The 22,062-nt window shown below is 42.5% G+C and carries 17 protein-coding genes; 3 read left to right on the forward strand and 14 right to left on the reverse strand.

Annotated features, from left to right (window positions below):
- The first annotated feature begins 103 nt into the window (after nucleotides 1–103).
- On the forward strand, nucleotides 104–1,501 hold the full coding sequence (locus tag M0221_RS08245; protein ID WP_483283510.1) for a peptidylprolyl isomerase: 1,398 nt from the start codon (nucleotides 104–106) through the stop codon (nucleotides 1,499–1,501).
- A gap of 489 nt (nucleotides 1,502–1,990) precedes the next feature.
- Here the strand turns inward: M0221_RS08245 and M0221_RS08250 are convergent, their stop codons facing one another.
- Nucleotides 1,991–3,112, reverse strand: coding sequence for an endonuclease/exonuclease/phosphatase family protein (locus M0221_RS08250; protein WP_483283511.1), 1,122 nt, complete (start codon nucleotides 3,110–3,112; stop codon nucleotides 1,991–1,993).
- 492 nt (nucleotides 3,113–3,604) lie between these two features.
- Here M0221_RS08250 and asd point away from each other — a divergent pair, with 492 nt between their 5' ends.
- On the forward strand, nucleotides 3,605–4,738 hold the full coding sequence (gene asd, locus M0221_RS08255) for an aspartate-semialdehyde dehydrogenase (protein WP_483283512.1): 1,134 nt from the start codon (nucleotides 3,605–3,607) through the stop codon (nucleotides 4,736–4,738).
- Between the two features lie 57 nt (nucleotides 4,739–4,795).
- Here asd and M0221_RS08260 read toward each other — a convergent pair whose 3' ends face one another.
- The gene (locus M0221_RS08260; protein WP_483283513.1) at nucleotides 4,796–5,458 is read right to left on the reverse strand and encodes an SOUL family heme-binding protein; all 663 of its coding nucleotides are present in this window, start codon (nucleotides 5,456–5,458) and stop codon (nucleotides 4,796–4,798) included.
- Between the two features lie 218 nt (nucleotides 5,459–5,676).
- On the opposite strand from M0221_RS08260, the gene tgt reads away from it, so the two are divergent.
- A complete protein-coding gene (gene tgt / locus M0221_RS08265) occupies nucleotides 5,677–6,828 on the forward strand; it encodes a tRNA guanosine(34) transglycosylase Tgt (protein ID WP_483283514.1) in 1,152 nt (383 codons plus the stop codon).
- Between the two features lie 132 nt (nucleotides 6,829–6,960).
- Here tgt and M0221_RS08270 read toward each other — a convergent pair whose 3' ends face one another.
- From M0221_RS08270 to rimO, 12 genes are all read right to left on the reverse strand, one after another.
- A complete protein-coding gene (locus tag M0221_RS08270; protein ID WP_483283515.1) occupies nucleotides 6,961–8,313 on the reverse strand; it encodes a sodium-dependent transporter in 1,353 nt (450 codons plus the stop codon).
- Nucleotides 8,314–8,620: 307 nt separating this feature from the next.
- On the reverse strand, nucleotides 8,621–9,400 hold the full coding sequence (gene lpxA / locus M0221_RS08275; protein ID WP_149409602.1) for an acyl-ACP--UDP-N-acetylglucosamine O-acyltransferase: 780 nt from the start codon (nucleotides 9,398–9,400) through the stop codon (nucleotides 8,621–8,623).
- A gap of 174 nt (nucleotides 9,401–9,574) precedes the next feature.
- Nucleotides 9,575–10,084: a 3-hydroxyacyl-ACP dehydratase FabZ gene (gene fabZ / locus M0221_RS08280; protein WP_011280792.1), complete on the reverse strand. Its 510-nt coding sequence runs from the start codon at nucleotides 10,082–10,084 to the stop codon at nucleotides 9,575–9,577.
- Between the two features lie 111 nt (nucleotides 10,085–10,195).
- Nucleotides 10,196–11,212 carry a UDP-3-O-(3-hydroxymyristoyl)glucosamine N-acyltransferase gene (gene lpxD, locus M0221_RS08285; RefSeq protein WP_483283516.1) on the reverse strand — a complete coding sequence of 339 codons (1,017 nt, stop codon included), beginning with the start codon at nucleotides 11,210–11,212 and terminating at the stop codon, nucleotides 10,196–10,198.
- 150 nt (nucleotides 11,213–11,362) lie between these two features.
- The gene (gene bamA, locus M0221_RS08290) at nucleotides 11,363–13,795 is read right to left on the reverse strand and encodes an outer membrane protein assembly factor BamA (RefSeq protein ID WP_483283517.1); all 2,433 of its coding nucleotides are present in this window, start codon (nucleotides 13,793–13,795) and stop codon (nucleotides 11,363–11,365) included.
- Between the two features lie 263 nt (nucleotides 13,796–14,058).
- Nucleotides 14,059–15,432, reverse strand: coding sequence for an RIP metalloprotease RseP (gene rseP / locus M0221_RS08295; RefSeq protein ID WP_483283518.1), 1,374 nt, complete (start codon nucleotides 15,430–15,432; stop codon nucleotides 14,059–14,061).
- Nucleotides 15,433–15,490: 58 nt separating this feature from the next.
- Nucleotides 15,491–16,699 (reverse strand): 1-deoxy-D-xylulose-5-phosphate reductoisomerase, encoded by a 1,209-nt coding sequence (gene ispC / locus M0221_RS08300; protein ID WP_483283519.1) that lies wholly within the window; start codon nucleotides 16,697–16,699, stop codon nucleotides 15,491–15,493.
- A 106-nt stretch (nucleotides 16,700–16,805) separates the two neighbouring features.
- On the reverse strand, nucleotides 16,806–17,615 hold the full coding sequence (locus tag M0221_RS08305) for a phosphatidate cytidylyltransferase (RefSeq protein ID WP_483283520.1): 810 nt from the start codon (nucleotides 17,613–17,615) through the stop codon (nucleotides 16,806–16,808).
- A 175-nt stretch (nucleotides 17,616–17,790) separates the two neighbouring features.
- On the reverse strand, nucleotides 17,791–18,549 hold the full coding sequence (uppS, locus tag M0221_RS08310; RefSeq protein WP_483283521.1) for a polyprenyl diphosphate synthase: 759 nt from the start codon (nucleotides 18,547–18,549) through the stop codon (nucleotides 17,791–17,793).
- A 257-nt stretch (nucleotides 18,550–18,806) separates the two neighbouring features.
- Nucleotides 18,807–19,361 carry a ribosome recycling factor gene (gene frr / locus M0221_RS08315; RefSeq protein WP_011514038.1) on the reverse strand — a complete coding sequence of 185 codons (555 nt, stop codon included), beginning with the start codon at nucleotides 19,359–19,361 and terminating at the stop codon, nucleotides 18,807–18,809.
- A 126-nt stretch (nucleotides 19,362–19,487) separates the two neighbouring features.
- Nucleotides 19,488–20,213 (reverse strand): UMP kinase, encoded by a 726-nt coding sequence (gene pyrH, locus M0221_RS08320; protein WP_011514039.1) that lies wholly within the window; start codon nucleotides 20,211–20,213, stop codon nucleotides 19,488–19,490.
- Nucleotides 20,214–20,396: 183 nt separating this feature from the next.
- Nucleotides 20,397–21,992: a 30S ribosomal protein S12 methylthiotransferase RimO gene (gene rimO / locus M0221_RS08325; RefSeq protein WP_483283522.1), complete on the reverse strand. Its 1,596-nt coding sequence runs from the start codon at nucleotides 21,990–21,992 to the stop codon at nucleotides 20,397–20,399.
- Between the last annotated feature and the right edge of the window lie 70 nt (nucleotides 21,993–22,062).

The raw sequence follows: 22,062 nt of genomic DNA on the forward strand, positions 1-22,062 counted from the left end.
AACCCTAGCCACTATTTTAGTATTAACATTATTTGATGCTAAAATTGTGGCGAGTGGATTTAACCGATTACCATCCGATGCAATGACATTGATGAGGAGCATCATGAGATTTTTTTCTTTACGCCAGACAAGCCAAGCAGTATTCCTATCGATGGGCTTAATGACTGCTCTTGGTATGAGCGTTAGTGCCCAAGCAGCAACGGTGAACTCTGCAAAAGCGCAAGCGACGACGACTCAAAAAAACAACGTGGCTCGTTTAACGCCTGCCAATAGTACAGATGGCATCATTGCATTGGTGAATGAAAATGCGATTTTAAAAAGTGATCTCATTGCTGCCATTGCTCAGACACAGGCACGTGCAAAAGCTGCGGGTGAACCTATTGCCAATTCAGCACAGTTACAGTCAGAAGTATTAAACGCGCTTATTTTGCGCGAACTACAGCTATCCTTGATCAAACGTGTTGGTTTAAATCCCGATGAAGCGTCTATCAATAAGCGCTTAGAACAAATAGCAAAAGTAGAAGGTTTAAATAGCATCGCCGCTTTACAACAGCGTTTAGACTCAGCGCAATCGGGCAGCTATGCGACTTTGCGCACGCAGTTGATTGAAGATGCCGCGATTCAAGCCTTACAACAGCGTCAAATCACCAATCGTGTGCGTATTAGCGAACAGGATATCGATGCATTTTTGGCATCACCTGAAGCCAAACGCTTGAACCAAAGTGAGTATCAGACAGTCCATGTCCGTGTTCCATATATGGATGACTATAGTCGCCTATCAGAAGCACAGCGTAATGACGCCTTAAAAGTGGCACAAAAGTTACGTACACGCCTTCTTGTGCCAAATGTCAATGTCGCTGAAGCGATTGCAGCCAGTCAAGGCAGCTACCCTATCCCATTACAAGGTGGTGATATGGGCTTTCATAAAGCCGCTGCCCTGCCAACTGAGCTATCGAGCGAGATTACCAAACTTGAGGTTGGCGCTGTGAGTGCGCCTTTAGTCACCCCTGAAGGTATCGATATTATTAAGCTTGCCAATAAAAAAGCCAGTGATACCATGCTTGTTCCTCAGTGGAACACTCGTCATATCTTGGTTAAAGTTGATGAGCTACAAACAGATGCTCTTGCTGAGCAAAAAATTAATGACCTATATAGTCAGCTACGTAATGGTGCTGCTTTTGATAGTCTAGCGTCAACGTATTCAGACGATCCTGGTTCAGCAGGGCGCGGCGGCGATTTAGATTGGGTTGGTGAAGATCAAATGATTGCTCCGTTTGAAGCAATGATGAAAAACACAGCTGTCGGTGACTATTCTGCCCCGTTTAAAACGCAATTTGGTTGGCACATACTGAAAGTTGAAGGTAAGCGTCAACAAGATGTCAGCGATGAGTATCGTCGCACTATGGCACGTCAAACTCTATATCAACGCCTAGCACCACAAGCCAAAGAAGACTGGCTACAAGAGCTACGTGCTGGCGCTTATATCCAAGTGCTTGGTTAATGATCAAGTGAACTAAATAATCAGTCAAAGTATTTTATAAAAACGGGTATAGGCCAGTGCGTATATCCTTTTTTTATGCTTTTTGATTTGTTATTTAATTGAAAATAATAGCAGATACATAAATTCTCAAGCATAAAAAAGACGAGTAAAAATATATAAATCAACAGCTTAAGCACAAAGAAAAGCCCCGAACCTAGGGCGATTGGTTTGGGGCTATGGTTTTTCATATTATTATTGTTATTTCTTCCGTGTTGACTCATCCTAAGTCATAAACAGTAATCCATGAGACAGTGGGCTGTCCTGTCCTATTATTGATACTGTCTCAACACTACATCCTTGCGTATCCTTGTGTTGATGGATGTATTCTAAGACAATTGATGTGCAGCGACTAGAGGCTAAAGACCTTATTTAACGTAAGCATTTGCTTACGTCTGAATTGTTTAGCTAGTAGGTGTCCTTTGCTTACTAGGATTCTTTTGAATCTCACTTCTATTCCGATTCTTCATGCTCTTTAGACACCTTGCAACCTTCTTTTTTGCCTGCTTCGATCTTATTTTCCGCCTCTTTAAAGTCGGCTGCTTGTGCTGTAGGAGCATTTCCTTTTTGATTACTCTCCTCTTCTGGCTCATATTGCAACGTTGTCATCACAGGAAAGTGGTCAGAGCCAATCGAAGGTAAACGTTCAATATCAATCACTGTGAAGCAAGCACTATGGAAAAGATGATCCAATGCCCAACGTAAAAACGGATAGTTAACATGAAAAGTATTGATAAAATGTCGTCCGATACGGGGATCTAGCAGCCCTGAAATACGTTGAAAACGACGTGTGGTCTGTGACCAAGCAACGTCATTAAGATCACCTGCCAATATGGCCGTTTGCTTATTGTCTTTAATATGCTTGCCAACCATCAATAGCTCAGCATCACGGGTCGTAGATTTATCAGCTTCTGTTGGACTGGGGGGCATAGGATGCAAGCAATAAAGCCAAATGACGCGCCCACCTTGCAACTGTATCTGAGTGTGAATAGAAGGTATATCATCAATGATCAAATATTTAATTTCAGGGTCTATCAGCTCAAGCTTAGAATAAAGATGCATACCATATAAATTATCTAAAGGCACTTTTACTGTATAAGGGTAATCAGACTCAACTTGATTAAGCGCTTTTTCCCATTTTTCATCACTTTCTAAAGTAATTAAGATATCAGGTTGTTTCTGTTGTACTAACTCAACCAATTTATAAGTATCATCATTGGTGGTCAACACATTTGAAACCATGATTTTTAACTGATATTCCTCAACATCCGGTTTATCTTTGGCATTTTGTACTTCTTTCTTCCATAGCAGAGTATAGGGCAATACCATTCTGAGCTGAAAGGCTAACGTAATACTCAAAGCCGCAAATAACAGCCATTGTTCTAGCTGCCACTGAGGTCCAAATATCACCATGCCAAGCCAAGCAATGATACCAAGTATCATGATTTGAATACGAGGGAAATCCACACCGCGTACCCACCAATTATCAAGTGGTAGCCATCCCCAAATAGTGATAAATGCGACGAGCCCTGCCAGTCCTTGCGCACCGTAATATAGAAAGGAGAAATCCATCATGTGTATCGACCATTTATCAAATCAACAGTTACACCGTTGATTACGTTCGTTATTATTATGGCTTAGCGTCTATAATAGCTAAACGATAAATTCTCTTAATAAAATGCATATAAAAATATTTAAATAAAAAACATAAAAACGAAAAGTGCTTAAGGTAAGCATTATATATAAGGGCTTACTTTAGCATTCCAGACAACCTGCGCCTACTATTGAACACTAATTACCTAATAGATACTATAAAACATTACAAAGATCAGGCTTACGTCTGTGCTTATTCTGTTATCAAAGTCGATATTTCACTCATGATGAATATCATTTCTAATTCATTAGCAGAGCTAGAAGAATGACCATAACTCAAAGTTATAACTATCATAGTTAATAGTGCTAGTAAAACCCGCGAAACCCATCAAAAAACCTTGCTTTTTGGAGCTATTCACGGCATTGTTATTGGTTGGCGATGCAACAATTTATTGTAAAAAAGGATTGAGTTTGATGAGTGATTTAACAGTAGGTTTGGTAGGCTGGCGCGGTATGGTCGGGTCAGTATTGTTACAACGTATGATGGAAGAAAAAGATTTCGAAGGTATTACGCCAGTATTTTTTTCAACCAGTAATGCAGGCGGTGATGCGCCAAGTTTTGATGGTATTAAGACCAGCCAACTACAAGATGCTCATGATATTGACGCCCTTACCGCTTGTGATGTGATTATTACCTGCCAAGGTGGCGACTATACCTCAAAAGTACATCAACCACTGCGGGATAGTCGTTGGGCTGGTTATTGGATTGATGCGGCAAGCACCTTACGCATGGAAAATGACAGCATCATCATTCTTGATCCGGTTAATCGAGTTGTTATCGATAATGCACTCGCTGAGGGTAAAAAAGACTTTATCGGTGGCAACTGTACTGTGTCACTGATGCTGATGGCAATTGGTGAGCTATTTAATAAAGGCTGGGTAGAATGGGTCAGCGCCATGACTTATCAAGCCGCTAGTGGTTCTGGTGCTAACAACATGCGTGAGCTTATTGAAGGCATGGGTGTATTACGTGATGCTGTTAAAGATGAGCTTGCCAATCCTGCTAGCGCCATTCTTGAGATTGATAAAAAAATAGCTCAGACTCAACGCTCAGACGATTTTCCTAAACAATACTTTGGCGTGCCATTAGCTGGTAGCTTGATTCCTTATATCGACTCACAGTTAGAGAATAAGCAGTCTCGTGAAGAATGGAAAGGTGGTGTTGAAACCAATAAGATCCTTGGTAACTCTGAAGCAGATAAGATTGCTATCGATGGTATGTGTGTTCGCGTTGGGGCGATGCGCTGTCATGCACAAGGCTTAACGATTAAGCTCAAAAAAGACATTCCATTAGAAGAGATCGAAGCAGCACTGAAGAATAGCGGTAATCAGTGGTTAGACGTGGTTGAAGACAATAAAGAAGCCACTATGAACCGCTTAACACCTGTTGCAGTAACCGGCACCTTAACGGTTGCACTAGGTCGCCTGCGTAAGCTTAATATGGGGCCTGAGTATTTAGGCGCATTCACCGTGGGTGACCAACTGTTATGGGGCGCGGCTGAGCCATTACGCCGTATGCTAAACATCATTCGTGAGCAAAATAGCTAAAGCTAATATTCTGAATTCGGATAAAAAAAGACAGCGATTGCTGTCTTTTTTTATGAGTTATTTTTGCTGATAAGCAATCATGACTTCATTGCGGCGCATAAATGGCAGTGTCCATGGTGGATTGTAACGTGCTAATTCGGGTTCACCTTTCATCTTTAATTTTTGCGCCTGCATCCAAAACTGTAATTCTGCCGTTTTCGCAGCCGCCTTTTCACTGCCAGCAAGCCCTGAAAACTTAATAACACCGTAAGTCTTAGCGGGTACTTTCACAATTTCAATATTTAAATTATTTGGTTTCGGTAGCGTTTGCAGCGTGTATTGGCTTGGCATAATAAATTGCACACGCCACTTTCCATCGTTTTGTTGCATACTCACTGGCGCTGTCATGGCTATTTTTTGCGACTCATCACTGGTATTTTTATTTTCAGATTGCATCGTCACAGGGGCAGTCATGCTGATTTTGCTACTCTCGCCACTTGGCGCAGTATTGTTACCAAATATATAATCTGCTAACACCTTAAACCCTGCACGACTGGCCATATTTTGATCACCAGAAACCCAAGTTTGCGCCACCAATTGCTCATCATAACGACGCAATTCAAAATTTTCAGTTTGCGACAAGACAGTATATTTCGGCTCTTCGGTAGCCATAGCTGCTCCTGATATCGATAATAAGCTACTTAACAATAAGCTGCTCATTAAGTAATTTCTTTTGGTCATGACTTATCTCCATTGTCCAAAAGCATATAAGGTATTAATACTTGGGTTTTGGTCTGTTCTCTACTTTAGCAATGACTTGATCACGATGTCTGTAGCTTTTAGTTATAGTCGACTAAAAACACCCTGTGAAATCCAGATCAGATAAACATCAATAACCAAAAAAAGCCTAACAATGCTATAATTAGCACTATTTTCATAGCTCATATAGCGGTTATCTTATGCAATTTGTCTTACATAAAACGGCCAGTGGCGTCACTCGCGCACGCCGTGGTACAGTCCATCTCAATCATGGCGACGTACAAACGCCAGCCTTTATGCCAGTAGGTACTTACGGTACCGTTAAAGGTATGCTACCACGTGATATCGAAGCAATTGGCGCAGATATCATCTTGGGCAATACTTTTCATTTATGGTTACGCCCTGGTACCGATATTATTGATAAATTCGGTGGCTTACATAAATTCATGCATTGGGATAAGCCTATTTTGACTGACTCTGGCGGATTTCAGGTATTCAGTCTTGGCGCGATGCGTAAGATCACTGAAGAAGGTGTGACTTTTAAATCACCTATCGATGGTGCTAAGGTCTTTTTATCACCAGAAAAATCGATGCAGATTCAATATAGCTTGAATTCAGATATCGTGATGCAGTTTGATGAGTGTACGCCCTATCCTGCCACTCACGATGAAGCTAAAAAGTCTTTAGAGTTGTCACTACGTTGGGGACAACGCTGCGTTGATGAGCATAAAAAGCTTGGCAGTACCAATGCGTTATTTGGCATCATTCAAGGCAGTATGTACGCTGATTTACGCAAGCAATCACTAGAAGGCTTGCTTGAAATTGGCTTTGATGGCTATGCCATTGGCGGTTTGTCTGTTGGTGAGCCAAAAGAAGAGATGATAGACGTCCTAGATTATATCGCAGATGACATGCCTGCCGATAAGCCGCGCTATCTGATGGGTGTCGGTAAGCCTGAAGACCTCGTTGAAGGAGTACGCCGCGGTGTCGATATGTTCGATTGTGTCATGCCAACCCGGAATGCGCGTAATGGTCATTATTTTGTCACAGGCGACGCCGACAATGCGGGCGTGGTACGTATACGCAACAGCCAATACCGCACCGATGAAGGTCCATTAGACCCTGAATGCGATTGCTATACTTGCCAGAATTTTAGTCGTGCTTATTTATCGCATTTGAATAAATGCAAAGAGATGCTTGGCGCGCAGTTAGCGACGATTCATAACTTACGTTACTATCAACGTTTGATGCAAAATATCAGAGATGCCATCGAACAAGATAAATTTGATGAGTTCGTGAATGAATTTTATAGCAAACGCGGACAGACGGTGCCAGAGCTGAATTTGAGTTAATAGTAATGGTAATTTGACATTAGCTATTCATATATAAAATACAAAAAAGGCTTAAGATTCATCTTAAGCCTTTTTTGTTCACTAAATTTTGATAAGCTAACTATCAACAGGATACATATCAAGAATAAATGATTAGCCTACCAATGCAGCCACAAATACCACGATGACCGCGATTGGCGCTACAAATTTAGTAACGATTTGCCAAATCTGCCAAGTACCGTTTGATAAATTAAGCTCTTGCTGAATGCTACGTTGGTCCATTCTCCAAGCAAAGAAGATAATGCCTGCAAGACCGGTTAGCGGTAATAAGAACTTACTGGTAAGTTTGTCTAGTGCATCAAAGATGCCATTACCCATGATAGTAAAGTCGCTCCATAAGTTAAACGACAATAGCGCAGCGATACCCAATAGCCAAATCACAGTACTTGCAGCAATGGTAGACATCGTACGGTTCATCGATGTACGCTCTTCTAAGAACTCAACACTTGGCTCTAGCAGTGATATCGACGATGTCACAGCAGCAAAGGTAATCAATAAGAAGAACAAGGTACCGATAATCGTACCACCAGCCATGCTACCAAAAGCAATCGGTAGACTGACAAAAATCAAACCAGGACCTGATGCAGGATCAAGACCATTGCTAAAGATGATTGGGAAAATGGCCAAACCAGCTGCTAAGGCAATAACTGTATCTAAAATAACAACCGTACGAGCTGTTTTTAGTAAGTTCACTTCACGACCTAAGTATGAACCATAAGCCACCATGATGCCCATACCAATAGATAGGGTAAAGAAAGCATGACCCAATGCCGCTAGCATTACATCAACGGTCAACTTGCTCAAATCAGGTGCAAACAAGTAATTAACCGCTTCACCAAAACCACCATTTATCACGTTATAACCAACAATGATAAATAAAATCACACCCAATAATGGCATCATGATTTTAGCAGCGTTTTCAATACCGCGCGTCACACCAATACCAACGATGAGCGCAGTGATGATCATAAATACCGTATGCCAAATCGTTAGCGTACCTGCTGATGCTAGCATTCCATCAAAGGTTGCAGCGACAGAGTCACTGTTTTGACCAGTAAAACTGCCCGTGCCAACTTTAGTGATATAGTTCAGGGCCCAGCCACCGATGACACTATAAAAAGAGAGAATTAAAAAACCACCTAAGATACCGGTTGCGCCGACAATACCCCAGCTACTTGACTTACCTTCACTAACAGCAACATCTTTAAAGGTATTAATAGGATTCTTTTGACCACGGCGACCAATGAGCCACTCAGCGACCAATACAGGAAAACCAACCAAAGCAATACAGAATAAATAGGCAATAACAAAAGCTGAACCACCGCTCTCACCTACCATATAAGGGAATTTCCAGATATTCCCTAAGCCGACTGCCGAGCCTACTGCTGCAAGTACGAAGCCAAAACTTGAGCTCCACTGCGCATGATCTTGTTTATTACTAGCCATTTTTCCTTCCTCATGCTTCAATTAATATTGCTTATAATCATCCTTGATTATTATAAATAGCTGTCCATAATATTTGACTATTTACTCTATGCATCAATGTGATGCATCCAGCAACATTAAGAAAGAATTGTTTACATTGTTGTAGAGGCTCAGTTTCTGCTAAGCAACTAAAAAAGTCAAGTAATCATAAATATAAAAAGCCATAACTATTAGTTATGGCTTTTTATATTTATGATTACTATTTATAACATTTAGTTTTGATGGTAAAAACTATTTAAAATGAGCTACCGATGTATCAAAACAGAATTTAGCGCACGACTCCGCGGCGACTTTTCTGTAGCGAATCGATTAAAAATTCAATTTTTGACTCTTTTGGCAGCAGATCTTGTTTCAATACTTCAAGTGCTTGCACTGTCGTTAAACCCGATCTGAATACCACACGATAAGCTTGACGCAGCACGTCGATGCTATCTTTAGACCAGCCTTTACGGCGCATACCTTCAATATTAAGACCATGTGCCTTAGCAGGATTACCTGAAACCATGGTAAACGCCGCTACATCTTTTAAGACCAAAGTTGCACCACCAACCAAACTATAATCATCAATTGTACAAAACTGATGAATGCCTGAGTTGCCACCGACAATAATATGATTGCCAATGGTAACGTGACCTGCGACGCCGACATTATTAGCCAATACATTATGGTCGCCAATCAAGCAATCATGAGCCACATGAGTGTTAACCATGAGCAAGTTATGGCTGCCAATTTTTGTCAACCCACCATCTTGCTCAGTACCACGGTGCAAGCTACAGGCTTCTCGAATGGTATTATGATCGCCAATCTCAAGCCAAGTACGCTCACCCGCGTATTTGAGGTCTTGCGGGTCTTCGCCAATGCTTGAAAATTGATAAAACTGATTGTATTCACCGATACGAGTCAATCTAGTGACGACCACGTGGCGATGCAATACAGTATGTGCACCAATCGTAACCTCATCACCGACAATACAGTAAGGGCCAATAGTTGCGGTTTTATCAATCGTAGCAGACGGTGAGATGAGTGCTGTGGGATGGATCTGACTCATAATAGAGGCCTTTGTATCATCGAATGCAATTAAATTAGTAAAACAAATACAGACAGCTTAGTGAAATTAAATAGCCTAAAGCTGCCTTTGTTAAAAAATAAGATGATGCTATTAAATAAGCATTAACATCATGGTTTAGATGTTTCATGCATTATTCAAAGTGACTAATGCGGTTTATTGCTCCTGACGGGCAATCATAATCTGCGCACTAACCGCAAGCTCATCTTCAACATGTACAGTACAATCAAACTTATAAATACCCTGCTTTTGCATCACAATTTTAGAGCGGATAATCAGCTGATCACCAGGGATAACACGGCGCTTAAAGCGCACTTTATCAACCCCTGCGAACAAGTATAAATAGCCATCTTCTGCCGTCAGTCCTGCACTAATAAAACCAAGCACACCTGATACCTGAGCCATGCACTCAACCATCAATACGCCTGGCATGATAGGCTCATCAGGGAAATGCCCATTAAAAAACTCTTCATTAATGGTGACGTTTTTTATGCCCGTGATACATTCGCCTGGTGTACAAGCAACTATCTTATCTACCAATAAAAATGGGTAACGATGTGGCAAATAATGCTTTAATGTATGGTAAGTTAATGGCAACGTTAACCCTTGTTCAGCCAAGCTTTTGATGTCTTCTGCCGTTGGGTTATCAATATTGCTAGTGCTCATAGTAGCGCTTCCTTGCTGTATTTAAAGTCTTGCTTGAGAGTAAAGCTTTGCTGAGTTTTAATATTATAAATAGTCTAAGTATCAATTTTTTTAACTATGAACCTTTAAACGCTAATCACGACCAAGCTGGCGAAAACGGACAGCCGCACGGCGCCAGTTAGCAGTTGGCATAGCAGCCGTTCCAGAAGAATACGATCCGGCAGTGGTGATTGACTTAGTGACCATAGTCATACCCGATAAGGTAACATCATCTGTGATATCAATATGTCCGGTAATACCGACCGCCCCGCCAATAATGCAGCGTTTGCCAATTGTAGTACTACCTGCGATACCTGTATGAGCAGCGATAGCCGTACCATCACCAATACGGACGTTGTGTGCTACTTGTACGAGGTTATCAATAATAACATGATTTCCAATCACCGTATCATCGATGGCACCGCGATCTATACAGGTTTGACTGCCAATGCGTACATGATCACCTATCAGCACACGCCCTAACTGTGCAATACGCTCCCAACCTGTGACACTAGGATTGGCAGTGGGTGCAAAGCCAAAGCCTTCCGAGCCTATCGTCACCCCAGCGTGCAACCTAACATGACTACCAATAATACAGTCATGTCCTATCACCACTTGTGATTTGATAACACCATCTGTACCAATGGTAGTATTATCCTCGATGACTACATGAGCCTCAAGCACGCTGCGATCACCAATCTGCACTTGCTCACCGATGACACAAAAAGCGCCGATAGTCACTTTATTGCCAATAACGGCACTGTCGGCGATGACGGCTGTCGGATGAATACCGCTAAATGAATGTTGGCGAGCAAAAATTTGACTCACGCTAGCATAAGCCAAATAAGGGACCGCAACAATTAAAGCTACCGTATCAATTGGCACTTCTTTGTGATGCTCTTCAGTGATAAGTACTGCCCCAGCACCAGTATTAGCTAGACTAGAAAGATAGTGAGGATTGGCCAAAAAACTTAACTGCTGGCGATTGGCCATCGTTAAATTACCAATACCCTCTAAGGATAGACGGCGCTGCTCAGCGCTAAGCTCAGCCTTGTTAAGAACAGGCTGACGCTGCTCAATCTGGGAGATGAGGTGCTCAATCGATATCATAATCAGTATTAGTATTGGCAGGAATAAGAGGGTCGTCAAGTTGAGATATCATCTTGACGACCGGCTAAATCTAACGAACGCTTCAATTACCTAAAGGGCTGAATAACAAGAATCAAACCCTTTACCTAGTAACAGGCAAGTAGCAAGCACTTAGAAAGTGTTACCAATTTGGAACTGGACTTTTTCAGTCTCATCGCCTTCTTTGTCACCGATAGGTACAGCATAGCTCAAAGAAATCGGACCAATTGGCGTATACCAAGTGACGCCTAAACCGGCACTAAAGCGCAATTTATTGTCCTGTGTTAATAGGGGTACACCCGTATCCCTATCTGGATTTGTCGTATCTGGATCAATAAAGGTGCGATTTTCTTTGTCAGTGGTATCAAATACCTGACCACCCTCAGCAAATAGTACTGGACGTACTTGATCCGCCCAATCGCCTTTAAATGGCATTGGTAAAATCAATTCAGTACCAAAGCTGACTAGCGCATTACCACCCACCTCTTCGTCTTTAAAACGAACATCATCATTTATCGCATCATTGTAGCTTTGTGATTTAGGTCCAAGCGTTGATGCTTCATAACCACGTACTGAACCATAACCACCAGCATAGAAATTTTCATAAAACGGTAAATTATTACCATAACCAAGTTTGGTATAACCGCGAGCAACCCAATCTTTATAGATAGGTTGATAAATGTTACCACGATAAACCAGTTTCTGATAACTGGCATCACCTAAGCCAATAGTCGCATCGACTGTATGGCTCATGCCTTTATTCGGAAATACGGGACGATCTAACGTGCTGTAATCCCAACCGAATAGTAAGTTGTAGCTTTGATATTCGTTTTTAAAGCCCGTACGACCAGAGAATTCATCTTGATCATTATTGAATTTCTCGAACGTACCACCGTCATCTATAATTTGCTGAACGCTTGATACACCAAGACGGCTACCGCCACGTACTGTGGTGTTATCAATATTTAAGCCCGCACTCACACGTTTGGTTTCATCAACTGGATAGCTGTAGTTTAGCGTTGCACCATAAGCGTCAGTAACATAGTTACTAACGTTTCGATCATCGTATTTGGTTTCACGGTAATAAGCGCTGATACCTTGTGACACACCATTTTCCGTGAAGTACGGATCGGTATAACCCAAGCTATAAGAATCACGTGTCTCTGAGCGTGACAAAGAAGCTTTCACGCGGTCACCAGTACCCATAAAGTTGTTTTGGGTAAGATCTAACTGGAAGGTAACACCGCCACTTTGTGAATAACCGGCAGCAATGGTTGAGCTACCAGATGGCTGCTCTTCAACCGTATAGTTTACATCGACTTGGTCTGGTTGATTAGGAACCGGCTTCACATCAACGTTAACATTTTTAAAAAATCCTGTGCGCATCAAACGCGTACGCGACAGCTGAATCTTATCACTAGAAGCCAATGACCCTTCCAACTGACGCATTTCACGGCGCAGTACTTCATCTTGGGTTTTTAAGTTACCAGTAAAATTGATACGGCGCACATAAATAGGACGTGCAGGATCAATATAATAATCGATATCGACTACTTTAGTCTCATCATTGATACGGGGTACTGGTCTGATTTGCGCTAAATAATAACCCTCATTACCATAACGACTCTTAAGAGCGGCAGTGGTGGCATCAAGCTTGGCTTGTGAGTACTTTTCTTTAGCACCAAAAGTGACCAGCTCTTTTAATTCACTGGTTTCAAAAGTTGGCTTACCTAAGAAATTAATTTCGCCAAACTGATATTGCTCGCCTTCGCTAAGACTGACTTCGATAAATACACTGCTCTTATCTTCACTGATATTGAGCACCGCATTGTCTACCGAAAAGCGTACATAACCATCATTTAGGTACAGGGCTTTTAGATTCTCTAAACTTGCCGCGAGCTTCTCTTTCGCATAACGATCAGATTTAGATAATAGACGCGTCCACGAGGACTCTTTTACTGCAAAGACTTCTTTAATTTCTTTATCACTAAAGTGCTTATTACCAATGATATTGATATCAACTACTTTGGCCGGCTTGCCTTCGATAAAGCGCACATCAAGTTTGACGCGGTTGCCATCAAGCAGCGTCTGATCGACTTCAATATTACTATTGTAATAACCTTGGCTGATATATTGCTGTTGTAGCTCGTTTGCAACGCCTTGTAGGGTTGCTTGCTTAAGTACATTACCAACAGCAAGACCTGCGTTATTTAAGCCTTGCTCAAGCCCTTCTTTGGGAATAAGTTTGTTGCCATCAAAATTAACTTCTGCAATCGTCGGACGTTCAACGACATCAAAGCGCAGCTTGCCGCCTTCAATACGGCTTTGAATGTCAGCAAAGTTTTCGGTGGCATATAGTGCTTTGATACTGGCAGCCAGATTTGCATCATTGACCGTATCACCTATTGTAATAGGCAGTACTGGATATAAACTATCAGGTGTTAGGCGTTGTAGACCATTAAAGCCAATATCAGTGACCACAAATTCTGCAGCCTGAACCGGCATACTCATCATTGCTACAACTAACGGCAACCCAGCCGCGCTCATAAATAAAGGCGTACGCATAAACACTATCCGTCAATAAAAAACTTGCTTAAGTTAAGTTGAAAAGCACATCTTATCTGGTCTCTTTTGTGTCATATCGTAAACACTTAGGGAACAGACTCAGAACACTTTATATAAAACGCGTCATAAAATAAACTAAAATATAAAATTAGTACAGCAGCACGGCGATAAAAGAAATTGCTTATTAGCCTAACAATAGATACAGGACAGGCATAAAACCATTAGTCTATCGCATCTTACCGTGCAAGAAGTATGCTATATCATCAAAACAGCCGACTGATATCATTACCAATTGCTAACACCATGAAACCTGCCAGCAAGAGTAAACCAATATTTAAGCCTACCATTTGCACGCCTTCAGAGAGTGGCTTACCACGTATCAGCTCAATCAGATAATAGACGATATGCCCGCCATCTAATACTGGAATGGGCAAAAGGTTTAAAACCGCAAGGCTCAAACTGATTAAGGCTGCGGTAGATAATACCATTTGCCAACTGATATCAAAACTTTGCTTAGCGACTTTGGCAATAGTAATCGGACCTGATAAGTTATCAAGACCTATCATACCTGATAGCATCTTGCCCATTGAGCTGACAGTCATAACAGCCAATTGCTCAGTTTTCTCAAACGATTTGATTAACGACTCGCCAGGACCATAGACCACCGTAGTTTTGTATGCATCAGGAATGACAATCTCAGACTGTGCCACCATAGCACCAATTTGTCCATAATCGTTACCTAAATTGTCTTTTTTACCTTGCGGCATAATCTGCAATTCAATTGGCTTATCATCACGCAATACGCTAAATGTAAGCAAAGTCTCAGGATTGTCGCGGATAATACGAGTGGCGCTAATCCAGTCATTAATGGCTTCATCGTTAATAGCAGTGATGCGGTCGCCAGCCTTGAGACCTTGACGACTTGCCGCGCCATCAGGCGTTACATCACCAACTATCGGGGCAATATTTGGTTGCCACGGTATCATACCAAAGCTTGATAAGGCATCTTTACCTTGTGCGGTACCTTGCATAAATTCTTTTACAGGCGCTTGATAAGTTTTGGTTGCATTATTATTGGCTTCTGATTGCAACGTCACGCTTATATTGGCTGTCTCGCCTATGCGCCCAGCAAGGCGATAATTAATCCCTTCCCACGTCTGTACGTCATGACCGTCAATCGCAACGATTTTATCACCGGCAGGCAACTGTGCTATCGCGGCAGGCGTATCCGGCAATACTTGACCAATCTTGATGGCAAGCTGCTCTGAGGGAGTCATAAATAACACCCAGAACAATGCAATGGCAATAACGAAGTTCATGATAGGACCAGCAGCCACAATAGCTATTTTCTTAAGCGGATGCTGACGATTAAATGCTAAATGCTGCTCATCTTTTGCCACCTCACCTTCACGCTCATCAAGCATTTTGACATATCCACCAAGGGGTAATGCCGAGATACGATAATCAATGCCACTTTTTTTGCTGGTCCAGCCAAAGAGTTTGGGACCAAAACCAATAGAATACGTAAGTACTCTAACGCCGCAAAGACGCGCTACAATATAATGACCCCACTCATGCAAAGCAATAAGCGGACCTAAAACAAATATTGCCGCAAGGAGTGTTAATAGAAACGTCATGATCTTTTCTCAGTAGGTACTCTTAACATCATTATAAAGGCGATAGCACTTGATACATCTAAACCAATCTTGCCACCAGCTTCTCAGTATGCTGACGCGCTAAGTTATCAATTGCTAAAATCTCATCAATATCAGCCGTCTCAGTTAATGCCGAAACTTGTATCTCATTCAATGCTTGCTCATTAATATCAGCAATATCCGTCAGACGAATTTGATTATTCAAAAATGCGGCAACTGCAATCTCATTCGCCGCATTTAGAATAATGGTCGCGTGCGTACCCGCTTGCATCGCCTCTCGTGCCAGACGTAAGCAGGCAAATTTTTGCAAATCAGGCTCGATAAACTCTAGACCACTTAAGGCAAATAAGTCTAATGGCTGCGAGCCACTGTCAATACGGTCAGGGTAACTGAGCGCATGAGCAATGGGCGTTTTCATATCTGGGCTGCCAAGCTGCGCCAAAAAGCTGCCATCGCTATATTCTACCATTGAGTGAATGATACTTTGTGGATGAATCACCACATTTATCTTATTTTCAGGTAAATCAAATAAATGACAGGCTTCAATCAGCTCAAGCCCCTTGTTCATCATCGTGGCAGAATCGACCGATATCTTTTGCCCCATCGACCAGTTTGGGTGTTTGACCGCTTCAGCGACACTAGCTTGCTGCATCTGCGCAAATGACTGCTGTAAGAACGGTCCACCAGAAGCCGTTAGCCATAGCTTACGCACACCATGATTTGGTCGGTGAATTTGAGTATTATCCTGCTGGATGGCAAATGGTAAACACTGAAAGATAGCGTTATGTTCAGAATCAAGCGGCAGCAAGGTTGCATGATTCGTTTTGACCGCATTGATCATCACTTGCCCTGCCATCACCAGCGCTTCTTTGTTCGCTAGTAAGATACGCTTGCCTGCACGGGCAGCAGCTAGAGTAGAAGGCAAGCCTGCGGCGCCAACAATAGCAGCAACGACAGTATCAGTTTGTGAATCGGTTGCGATATCCACAAGGCCATTTTCGCCACCGACTACTTCAATATCAAGTCCTGCCTCGCTAAGACGCTTGGCAAACTCATCAACCGCAGCTGTCGGTACGCCTACCCGCTTAGGAGCAAACTGCTGACAAAGAGCAAGCAGCTTATCTAAACGGTGATATCCAGATAAGGCATAAACATCGTAATGCTGTGGTTGTGCCGCCAAGATGGCTAACGTACTGTCGCCAATCGAGCCTGTCGCGCCTAATACGGCGATACGTTGGGTCATAACCATGGGTGCCTATAAATGATACGGTAGTAATAAGATGAAAATTAAATGAGCAGCTAAGCTTATGTTCTGTCAGATAACTGCATAAGCGATTTTGATAGTATTAGGCAAGTCAAACGACAATCAAACCAAACTGCTGTATTGCCCAAAAACCAAGCGCAAATATCGGCGTAGCAGGTAGCAGTGAATCAATACGGTCAAGTATTCCACCATGCCCCGGTAGAATCGTTCCTGAATCTTTAACATCAGCACGGCGTTTGAGCATAGACTCAAACAAATCGCCCAGTACGGAAGCTAAAATCGTCAGAGCCGATAATGCCACAAAGGCGAGGAGCGCTGCACCCGTCAATTGTAATTTAAAGACACTTATAATTACTACGACCAGTAGTCCTGTGACTAAGCCACCCGCCAGCCCTTCCATACTCTTATTGGGTGAAACGTTCGGTGCCATTTTTCGGCGCCCAAGCTTGCGTCCGACAAAGTAAGCACCACTGTCTGCACACCAGACCAATAAAAACACATATAGTAGCCACCATGGCGACAATTGCCATAAGTAAAACATAGCCGTAATTGAAGCCGTTAATATCACTGCTCCCATTAGCGCCAACTGCTTACCATACCATTTGGTAGACGTTGGGAAAACTCGTACCCAAGATAGCGCCATCAACCATATGACGAGAGAAGCTGCCCACCAAAAAAGCCAGGTGACTTTAAACATGAGTGATACTAACGTCAGCAGCAACACCAATACTACAAAGACCGCGGGCTGACGCCACTTTGGCATCAATTTAGTCCATTCATGGGCGGCAATAATGACCCCAATCCCTAAAAGTGGTGCAAATAATATAGGAGTTTGGCTCGCAAACATTGCAATACCAACGATAATAACGAGAACAATTGCCGTCTTAATTCGTTGCCACATACTTATTGAGCCTTATAATAATGAAGAACATTTGGTCAAATTGCGTGATAAATATTTACTATAGATAATGACGTATCATAGCCAGCTGCTGACTATAATAACGTATTGATAGTGACGCACGCTATTGAAAGTGTTCCAAACTGACAAAAGTCGTCTAATGCTCTTAACATGACCTCTAAGATATTTGCTGAGCCGTCACTATTTGCTCGCTGGTTTTGCCAAAGCGGCGTTGACGTTGAGCAAAATCCTCTAGCATTGCTGCTAGCTCATCGACGCTAAAGTCTGGCCACAATGTTGGGGTAAAGAACAGCTCTGCATAGGCTGATTGCCACAATAAGAAGTTGGAAAGACGGTACTCGCCGCCGGTACGTATCAGCATGTCTACTTCTGGTGCATCTGCCAATTGCACATACTCTCCAAGTTTTTCCTTATCAATATCATCGATTGATAACTGACCTGCCTGCACTTGCTGTAATAGCTGCTTTGCTGCATGAGCGATATCCCACTGTCCACCGTAACTGATGGCGATGACCAATGTCATAGCGTCAAAATCAGCCGTTTTTGCTTCAGCATCTGCCATCAATAATTGCAAATCATCACTAAGCTGACTGCGGTCGCCGATAAAACGCAAACGAATACGGTACTTAACCATACGAGGCATCTGCTCATTGATGGTTAAGCTCAGCAAATGCATCAGCAATGCCACTTCACTTGGGGGGCGCTGCCAATTCTCACTTGAAAAGGCAAAGACGGTCAAAACCTCAATACCTGTACTGACGCAATACTCAACAATAGGGTCTAGCGCATCTTTGCCAGCGATATGCCCCTGACCTTTGCCTAAATTATGGACTTTACCATAGCGGTTATTGCCGTCCATAATAACAGCGATATGGCGTGGAAGAAGGGCTGGAGCTAAATTCTCTGACATAGACATAGGCTAACTTGCTTGTTGTTTAGGTAAAATAATCATAACGCGCGCCATACTTTATAAAAACCCTAACTCATAATCTATATAAAAAGATTCATATAAAGTGCTTATAAAAAAGGACAATATAAACAAGCTATAGAGTAAGCTTAGTTGTCTACACGGCAACAAACAGCCAATAGCACTTTGATATTGGCTGTTTGTTTTTAGCGATTTGTTATATAAAATATTGATAGCACATCATTTTTGACAGCAGAAAAATGTGCTTATACTGCCATCAAATCGGTTTCTTTTTTGCTTAAGCGGCTATCGATTGTTTCAATATATTTGTCAGTGATTTTTTGAATGTCGTCACTGGCGCGGCGCTCGTCGTCTTCTGAGATCTCTTTCTCTTTGGCTAACTCTTTGATGTCATTCATCATATCACGGCGGATATTGCGAATAGAAACACGGCTGTTTTCTGCTTCGCCACGTGCCAATTTTTGCATATCTTTTCGAGTTTCTTCTGTCAATGCTGGCATAGGAACACGAATCACATCAGCAGTCATTGGATTAAGACCCAAATCTGCTTCGCGGATAGCTTTGTCAATCGCTTGCACCATGGTACGGTCAAATGGCTGTACCAGTAGCGTACGCGAATCTTCAACGTTAACACTCGCTACTTGATTTAAAGGCGTAGGCGAACCGTAGTAGCTGACCATTACACCTGTCAACATACCTGGATGCGCACGACCCGTACGAACTTTACTAAAAGTACTTTCAAGCGCTTCCAAGGTTTTTTGCATGCGCGCTTCGCCGTCTTGCTTAATTTCTTGAATCATGAAGTATCCTTATTTATCGCTACCGATAAATCATTTATTGTTTATTATAAAAACTATTCAGGTGTTTTCACAGATAAGCAGCTGTCTTACTTCTGCCTATCTTTTATCATATTTTTGGGTACGATATTAATGATAGACGCGTGTGCCTTCATTCTCGCCCATCACAACATTTAATAAAGCATTAGGCTTATTCATATCAAAGACTTGTAATGGCACATCGTGCTCACGACATAATGCGATGGCAGTCAAGTCCATAACTCCAAGCTTTTGCTCTAACACCTCATCAAAGGTCAGACCATCATATTTTACTGCATCGCTATGTAGGCTTGGGTCTTTATCATAAACACCATCTACTTTGGTCGCTTTTAGAATCAAGCCTGCTTCGATTTCAATACCACGTAAGCAAGCAGCCGTATCAGTGGTGAAGAAAGGGTTGCCCGTACCCGCGACAAAGATACATACTTCGCCATTTTTAAGATAACGAATCGCATTACGGCTGCTATAACTTTCAGTGACTTCACCAATCGGCAAGGCTGACATTAGGCGCGTTTTGATATTGCGGCGCTCAAGAGCATCACGCATTGCAAGGCCATTCATAACGGTTGCAAGCATGCCCATTTGATCGCCAGTGACGCGGCCGACCAAACCCTCTTTTTGTAATTGAGCACCGCGATATAAGTTACCACCACCGACCACGATACCCACTTGGACACCAAGCCCGCGCAAATGGGCGATAGATAAGCTCATCTTATCGAGCACTTCGGTATCAATACCCATATCTTTCGTACCCGCTAAGGCTTCACCAGAGAGTTTTAGCAAGATACGAGAATAACGCGGGTTTTTGTCAGACATGAGGTCACCTTGTCAGTATTGAATTATAATTAAAGTTATCGGTAATATACAAATAGAGTTTACTTTGAGACTTGACGGCATTGCCCAACTTAAGGATAAGCAGGTACAAAGGTCAAATTGCGCTAATTGTAGCAAAAACTGCCCGCGATTGGGCAATTTTCATGCGCCTATTACAGTGATTGCTTAGCCTTTGTAACTGGCAAACAAATCATATTCACTAGCATCGTCGATAGTAACCGTTAAGAACTGCCCAACTTTGACCTGAGCGTCAATATCATCGACATAGACATGACCGTCAATCTCTGGTGCGTCAGCATAGCTACGGCAGATCGCAACACCTTCTTCTCTATCAATTTCGTCGACCAATACCATCAAGGTTTTGCCAATTTTCTCTTGCAGTTTTTGCGCTGAAATATCTTGCTGTAACGTCATCAAACGCTCGTAACGTTCTTGCTTGATGTCCTCTGGCACATGATTTGGCAAGTCATTGGCAACCGCACCTTCAACTTCTGAATAGGTAAAGGCACCAACGCGATCAAGACGGGCTTCTACTAACCAATCAAGCAAGCATTGGAAGTCTTCTTCTGTCTCGCCAGGGAAGCCAACAACGAAGGTTGAGCGAATGACGATATCAGGGCAAATCTCACGCCATGCATGGATACGCGCCAAGGTATTTTCGCTATGAGCTGGACGTTTCATGGCTTTTAGAATGCGATGGCTGGCATGTTGGAATGGAATATCAAGATAAGGCAATAATTTCTTCTCGCCCATTAATTCTACGACTTTATCTACATGCGGATACGGATAAACGTAGTGTAGACGCACCCAAATACCCAAATCGTTTAACGCTTGGCATAAGTCATAAAATTTTGACTTCAGCGGCATACCATTCCAAAAGCTGGTCTTATATTTCAAATCTAGACCATAAGCAGAAGTATCTTGCGAGATAATCAATAGCTCTTTCACGCCAGCTTTTTTTAGCGCCAGCGCTTCATTCATCACACTATCAATCGGACGCGACACCAAGTCACCGCGCAAACTTGGAATGATGCAGAAAGTACAACGGTGGTTACAACCTTCTGATATTTTTAGATAAGCATAATGGCTAGGCGTTAATTTGATACCTGCCTCATTAATCAAATCTATTTTTGGGTCATAACTGGCATCCAAACCACGGTCAGGCTTTGGTACATGCAACGCGACGGCTCTAATGACGTCATCATAAGCATGAGCGCCCGTCACTGCTAGTACAGCAGGATGCATTTCACGGATTTTATCTGCCTCTTTACCCAAGCAGCCTGTCACAATCACCTTACCGTTTTTACTGATAGCTTCACCGATTGCATCGAGCGACTCTTGTACCGCTGATTCGATGAAGCCGCACGTATTGACCACTACTAAGTCGGCGCCTTCATAATCACTGGCTACTTGATAGCCATCACGGCTAAGCTCTGTGATAATGCGTTCACTATCGACCAAGGCTTTTGGACAACCTAGAGACACAAATCCAATCTTTGGCGCGGCATTGACAGGGGCATTGGTCGTTGCTGTTGTCGTTTTAGCTGAAGCCGCTGAAACTACCTCGCTGCTTTGTTCGACACTACGATTTTGATTATGATTGGCTTTATGATGGTAAGGTTGAACACTGTCCGTCGAGCTTTGCGCAGGCATTGCTGTCGGCTTAGCAGGATTAAAGAGAGTGGCAGTGTCTTTTGGTATAGAAGCTGGCTGTGAAGGGGCTATAGTCGTATTAACGGACTCGGTAGAAATATTGGGCATGGCTAACCTTGCTAGAGATAAATTGGCTGTGCGCATTGTACGTTTTTTTTACAAAAATCGCCAGTTTTGC

The organism is Psychrobacter sp. ANT206 (assembly GCF_056880555.1).

Excerpts from the sequence above, each read along its gene's own strand:
- M0221_RS08245 (WP_483283510.1), top strand. The coding sequence starts at position 104 with ATGAGATTTTTTTCTTTACGCCAGACAAGCCAAGCAGTATTCCTATCG.
- M0221_RS08250 (WP_483283511.1), bottom strand. The coding sequence starts at position 3,112 with ATGATGGATTTCTCCTTTCTATATTACGGTGCGCAAGGACTGGCAGGG.
- asd (WP_483283512.1), top strand. The coding sequence starts at position 3,605 with ATGAGTGATTTAACAGTAGGTTTGGTAGGCTGGCGCGGTATGGTCGGG.
- M0221_RS08260 (WP_483283513.1), bottom strand. The coding sequence starts at position 5,458 with ATGACCAAAAGAAATTACTTAATGAGCAGCTTATTGTTAAGTAGCTTA.
- tgt (WP_483283514.1), top strand. The coding sequence starts at position 5,677 with ATGCAATTTGTCTTACATAAAACGGCCAGTGGCGTCACTCGCGCACGC.
- M0221_RS08270 (WP_483283515.1), bottom strand. The coding sequence starts at position 8,313 with ATGGCTAGTAATAAACAAGATCATGCGCAGTGGAGCTCAAGTTTTGGC.
- lpxA (WP_149409602.1), bottom strand. The coding sequence starts at position 9,400 with ATGAGTCAGATCCATCCCACAGCACTCATCTCACCGTCTGCTACGATT.
- fabZ (WP_011280792.1), bottom strand. The coding sequence starts at position 10,084 with ATGAGCACTAGCAATATTGATAACCCAACGGCAGAAGACATCAAAAGC.
- lpxD (WP_483283516.1), bottom strand. The coding sequence starts at position 11,212 with ATGATATCGATTGAGCACCTCATCTCCCAGATTGAGCAGCGTCAGCCT.
- bamA (WP_483283517.1), bottom strand. The coding sequence starts at position 13,795 with ATGCGTACGCCTTTATTTATGAGCGCGGCTGGGTTGCCGTTAGTTGTA.
- rseP (WP_483283518.1), bottom strand. The coding sequence starts at position 15,432 with ATGACGTTTCTATTAACACTCCTTGCGGCAATATTTGTTTTAGGTCCG.
- ispC (WP_483283519.1), bottom strand. The coding sequence starts at position 16,699 with ATGGTTATGACCCAACGTATCGCCGTATTAGGCGCGACAGGCTCGATT.
- M0221_RS08305 (WP_483283520.1), bottom strand. The coding sequence starts at position 17,615 with ATGTGGCAACGAATTAAGACGGCAATTGTTCTCGTTATTATCGTTGGT.
- uppS (WP_483283521.1), bottom strand. The coding sequence starts at position 18,549 with ATGTCTATGTCAGAGAATTTAGCTCCAGCCCTTCTTCCACGCCATATC.
- frr (WP_011514038.1), bottom strand. The coding sequence starts at position 19,361 with ATGATTCAAGAAATTAAGCAAGACGGCGAAGCGCGCATGCAAAAAACC.
- pyrH (WP_011514039.1), bottom strand. The coding sequence starts at position 20,213 with ATGTCTGACAAAAACCCGCGTTATTCTCGTATCTTGCTAAAACTCTCT.
- rimO (WP_483283522.1), bottom strand. The coding sequence starts at position 21,992 with ATGCCCAATATTTCTACCGAGTCCGTTAATACGACTATAGCCCCTTCA.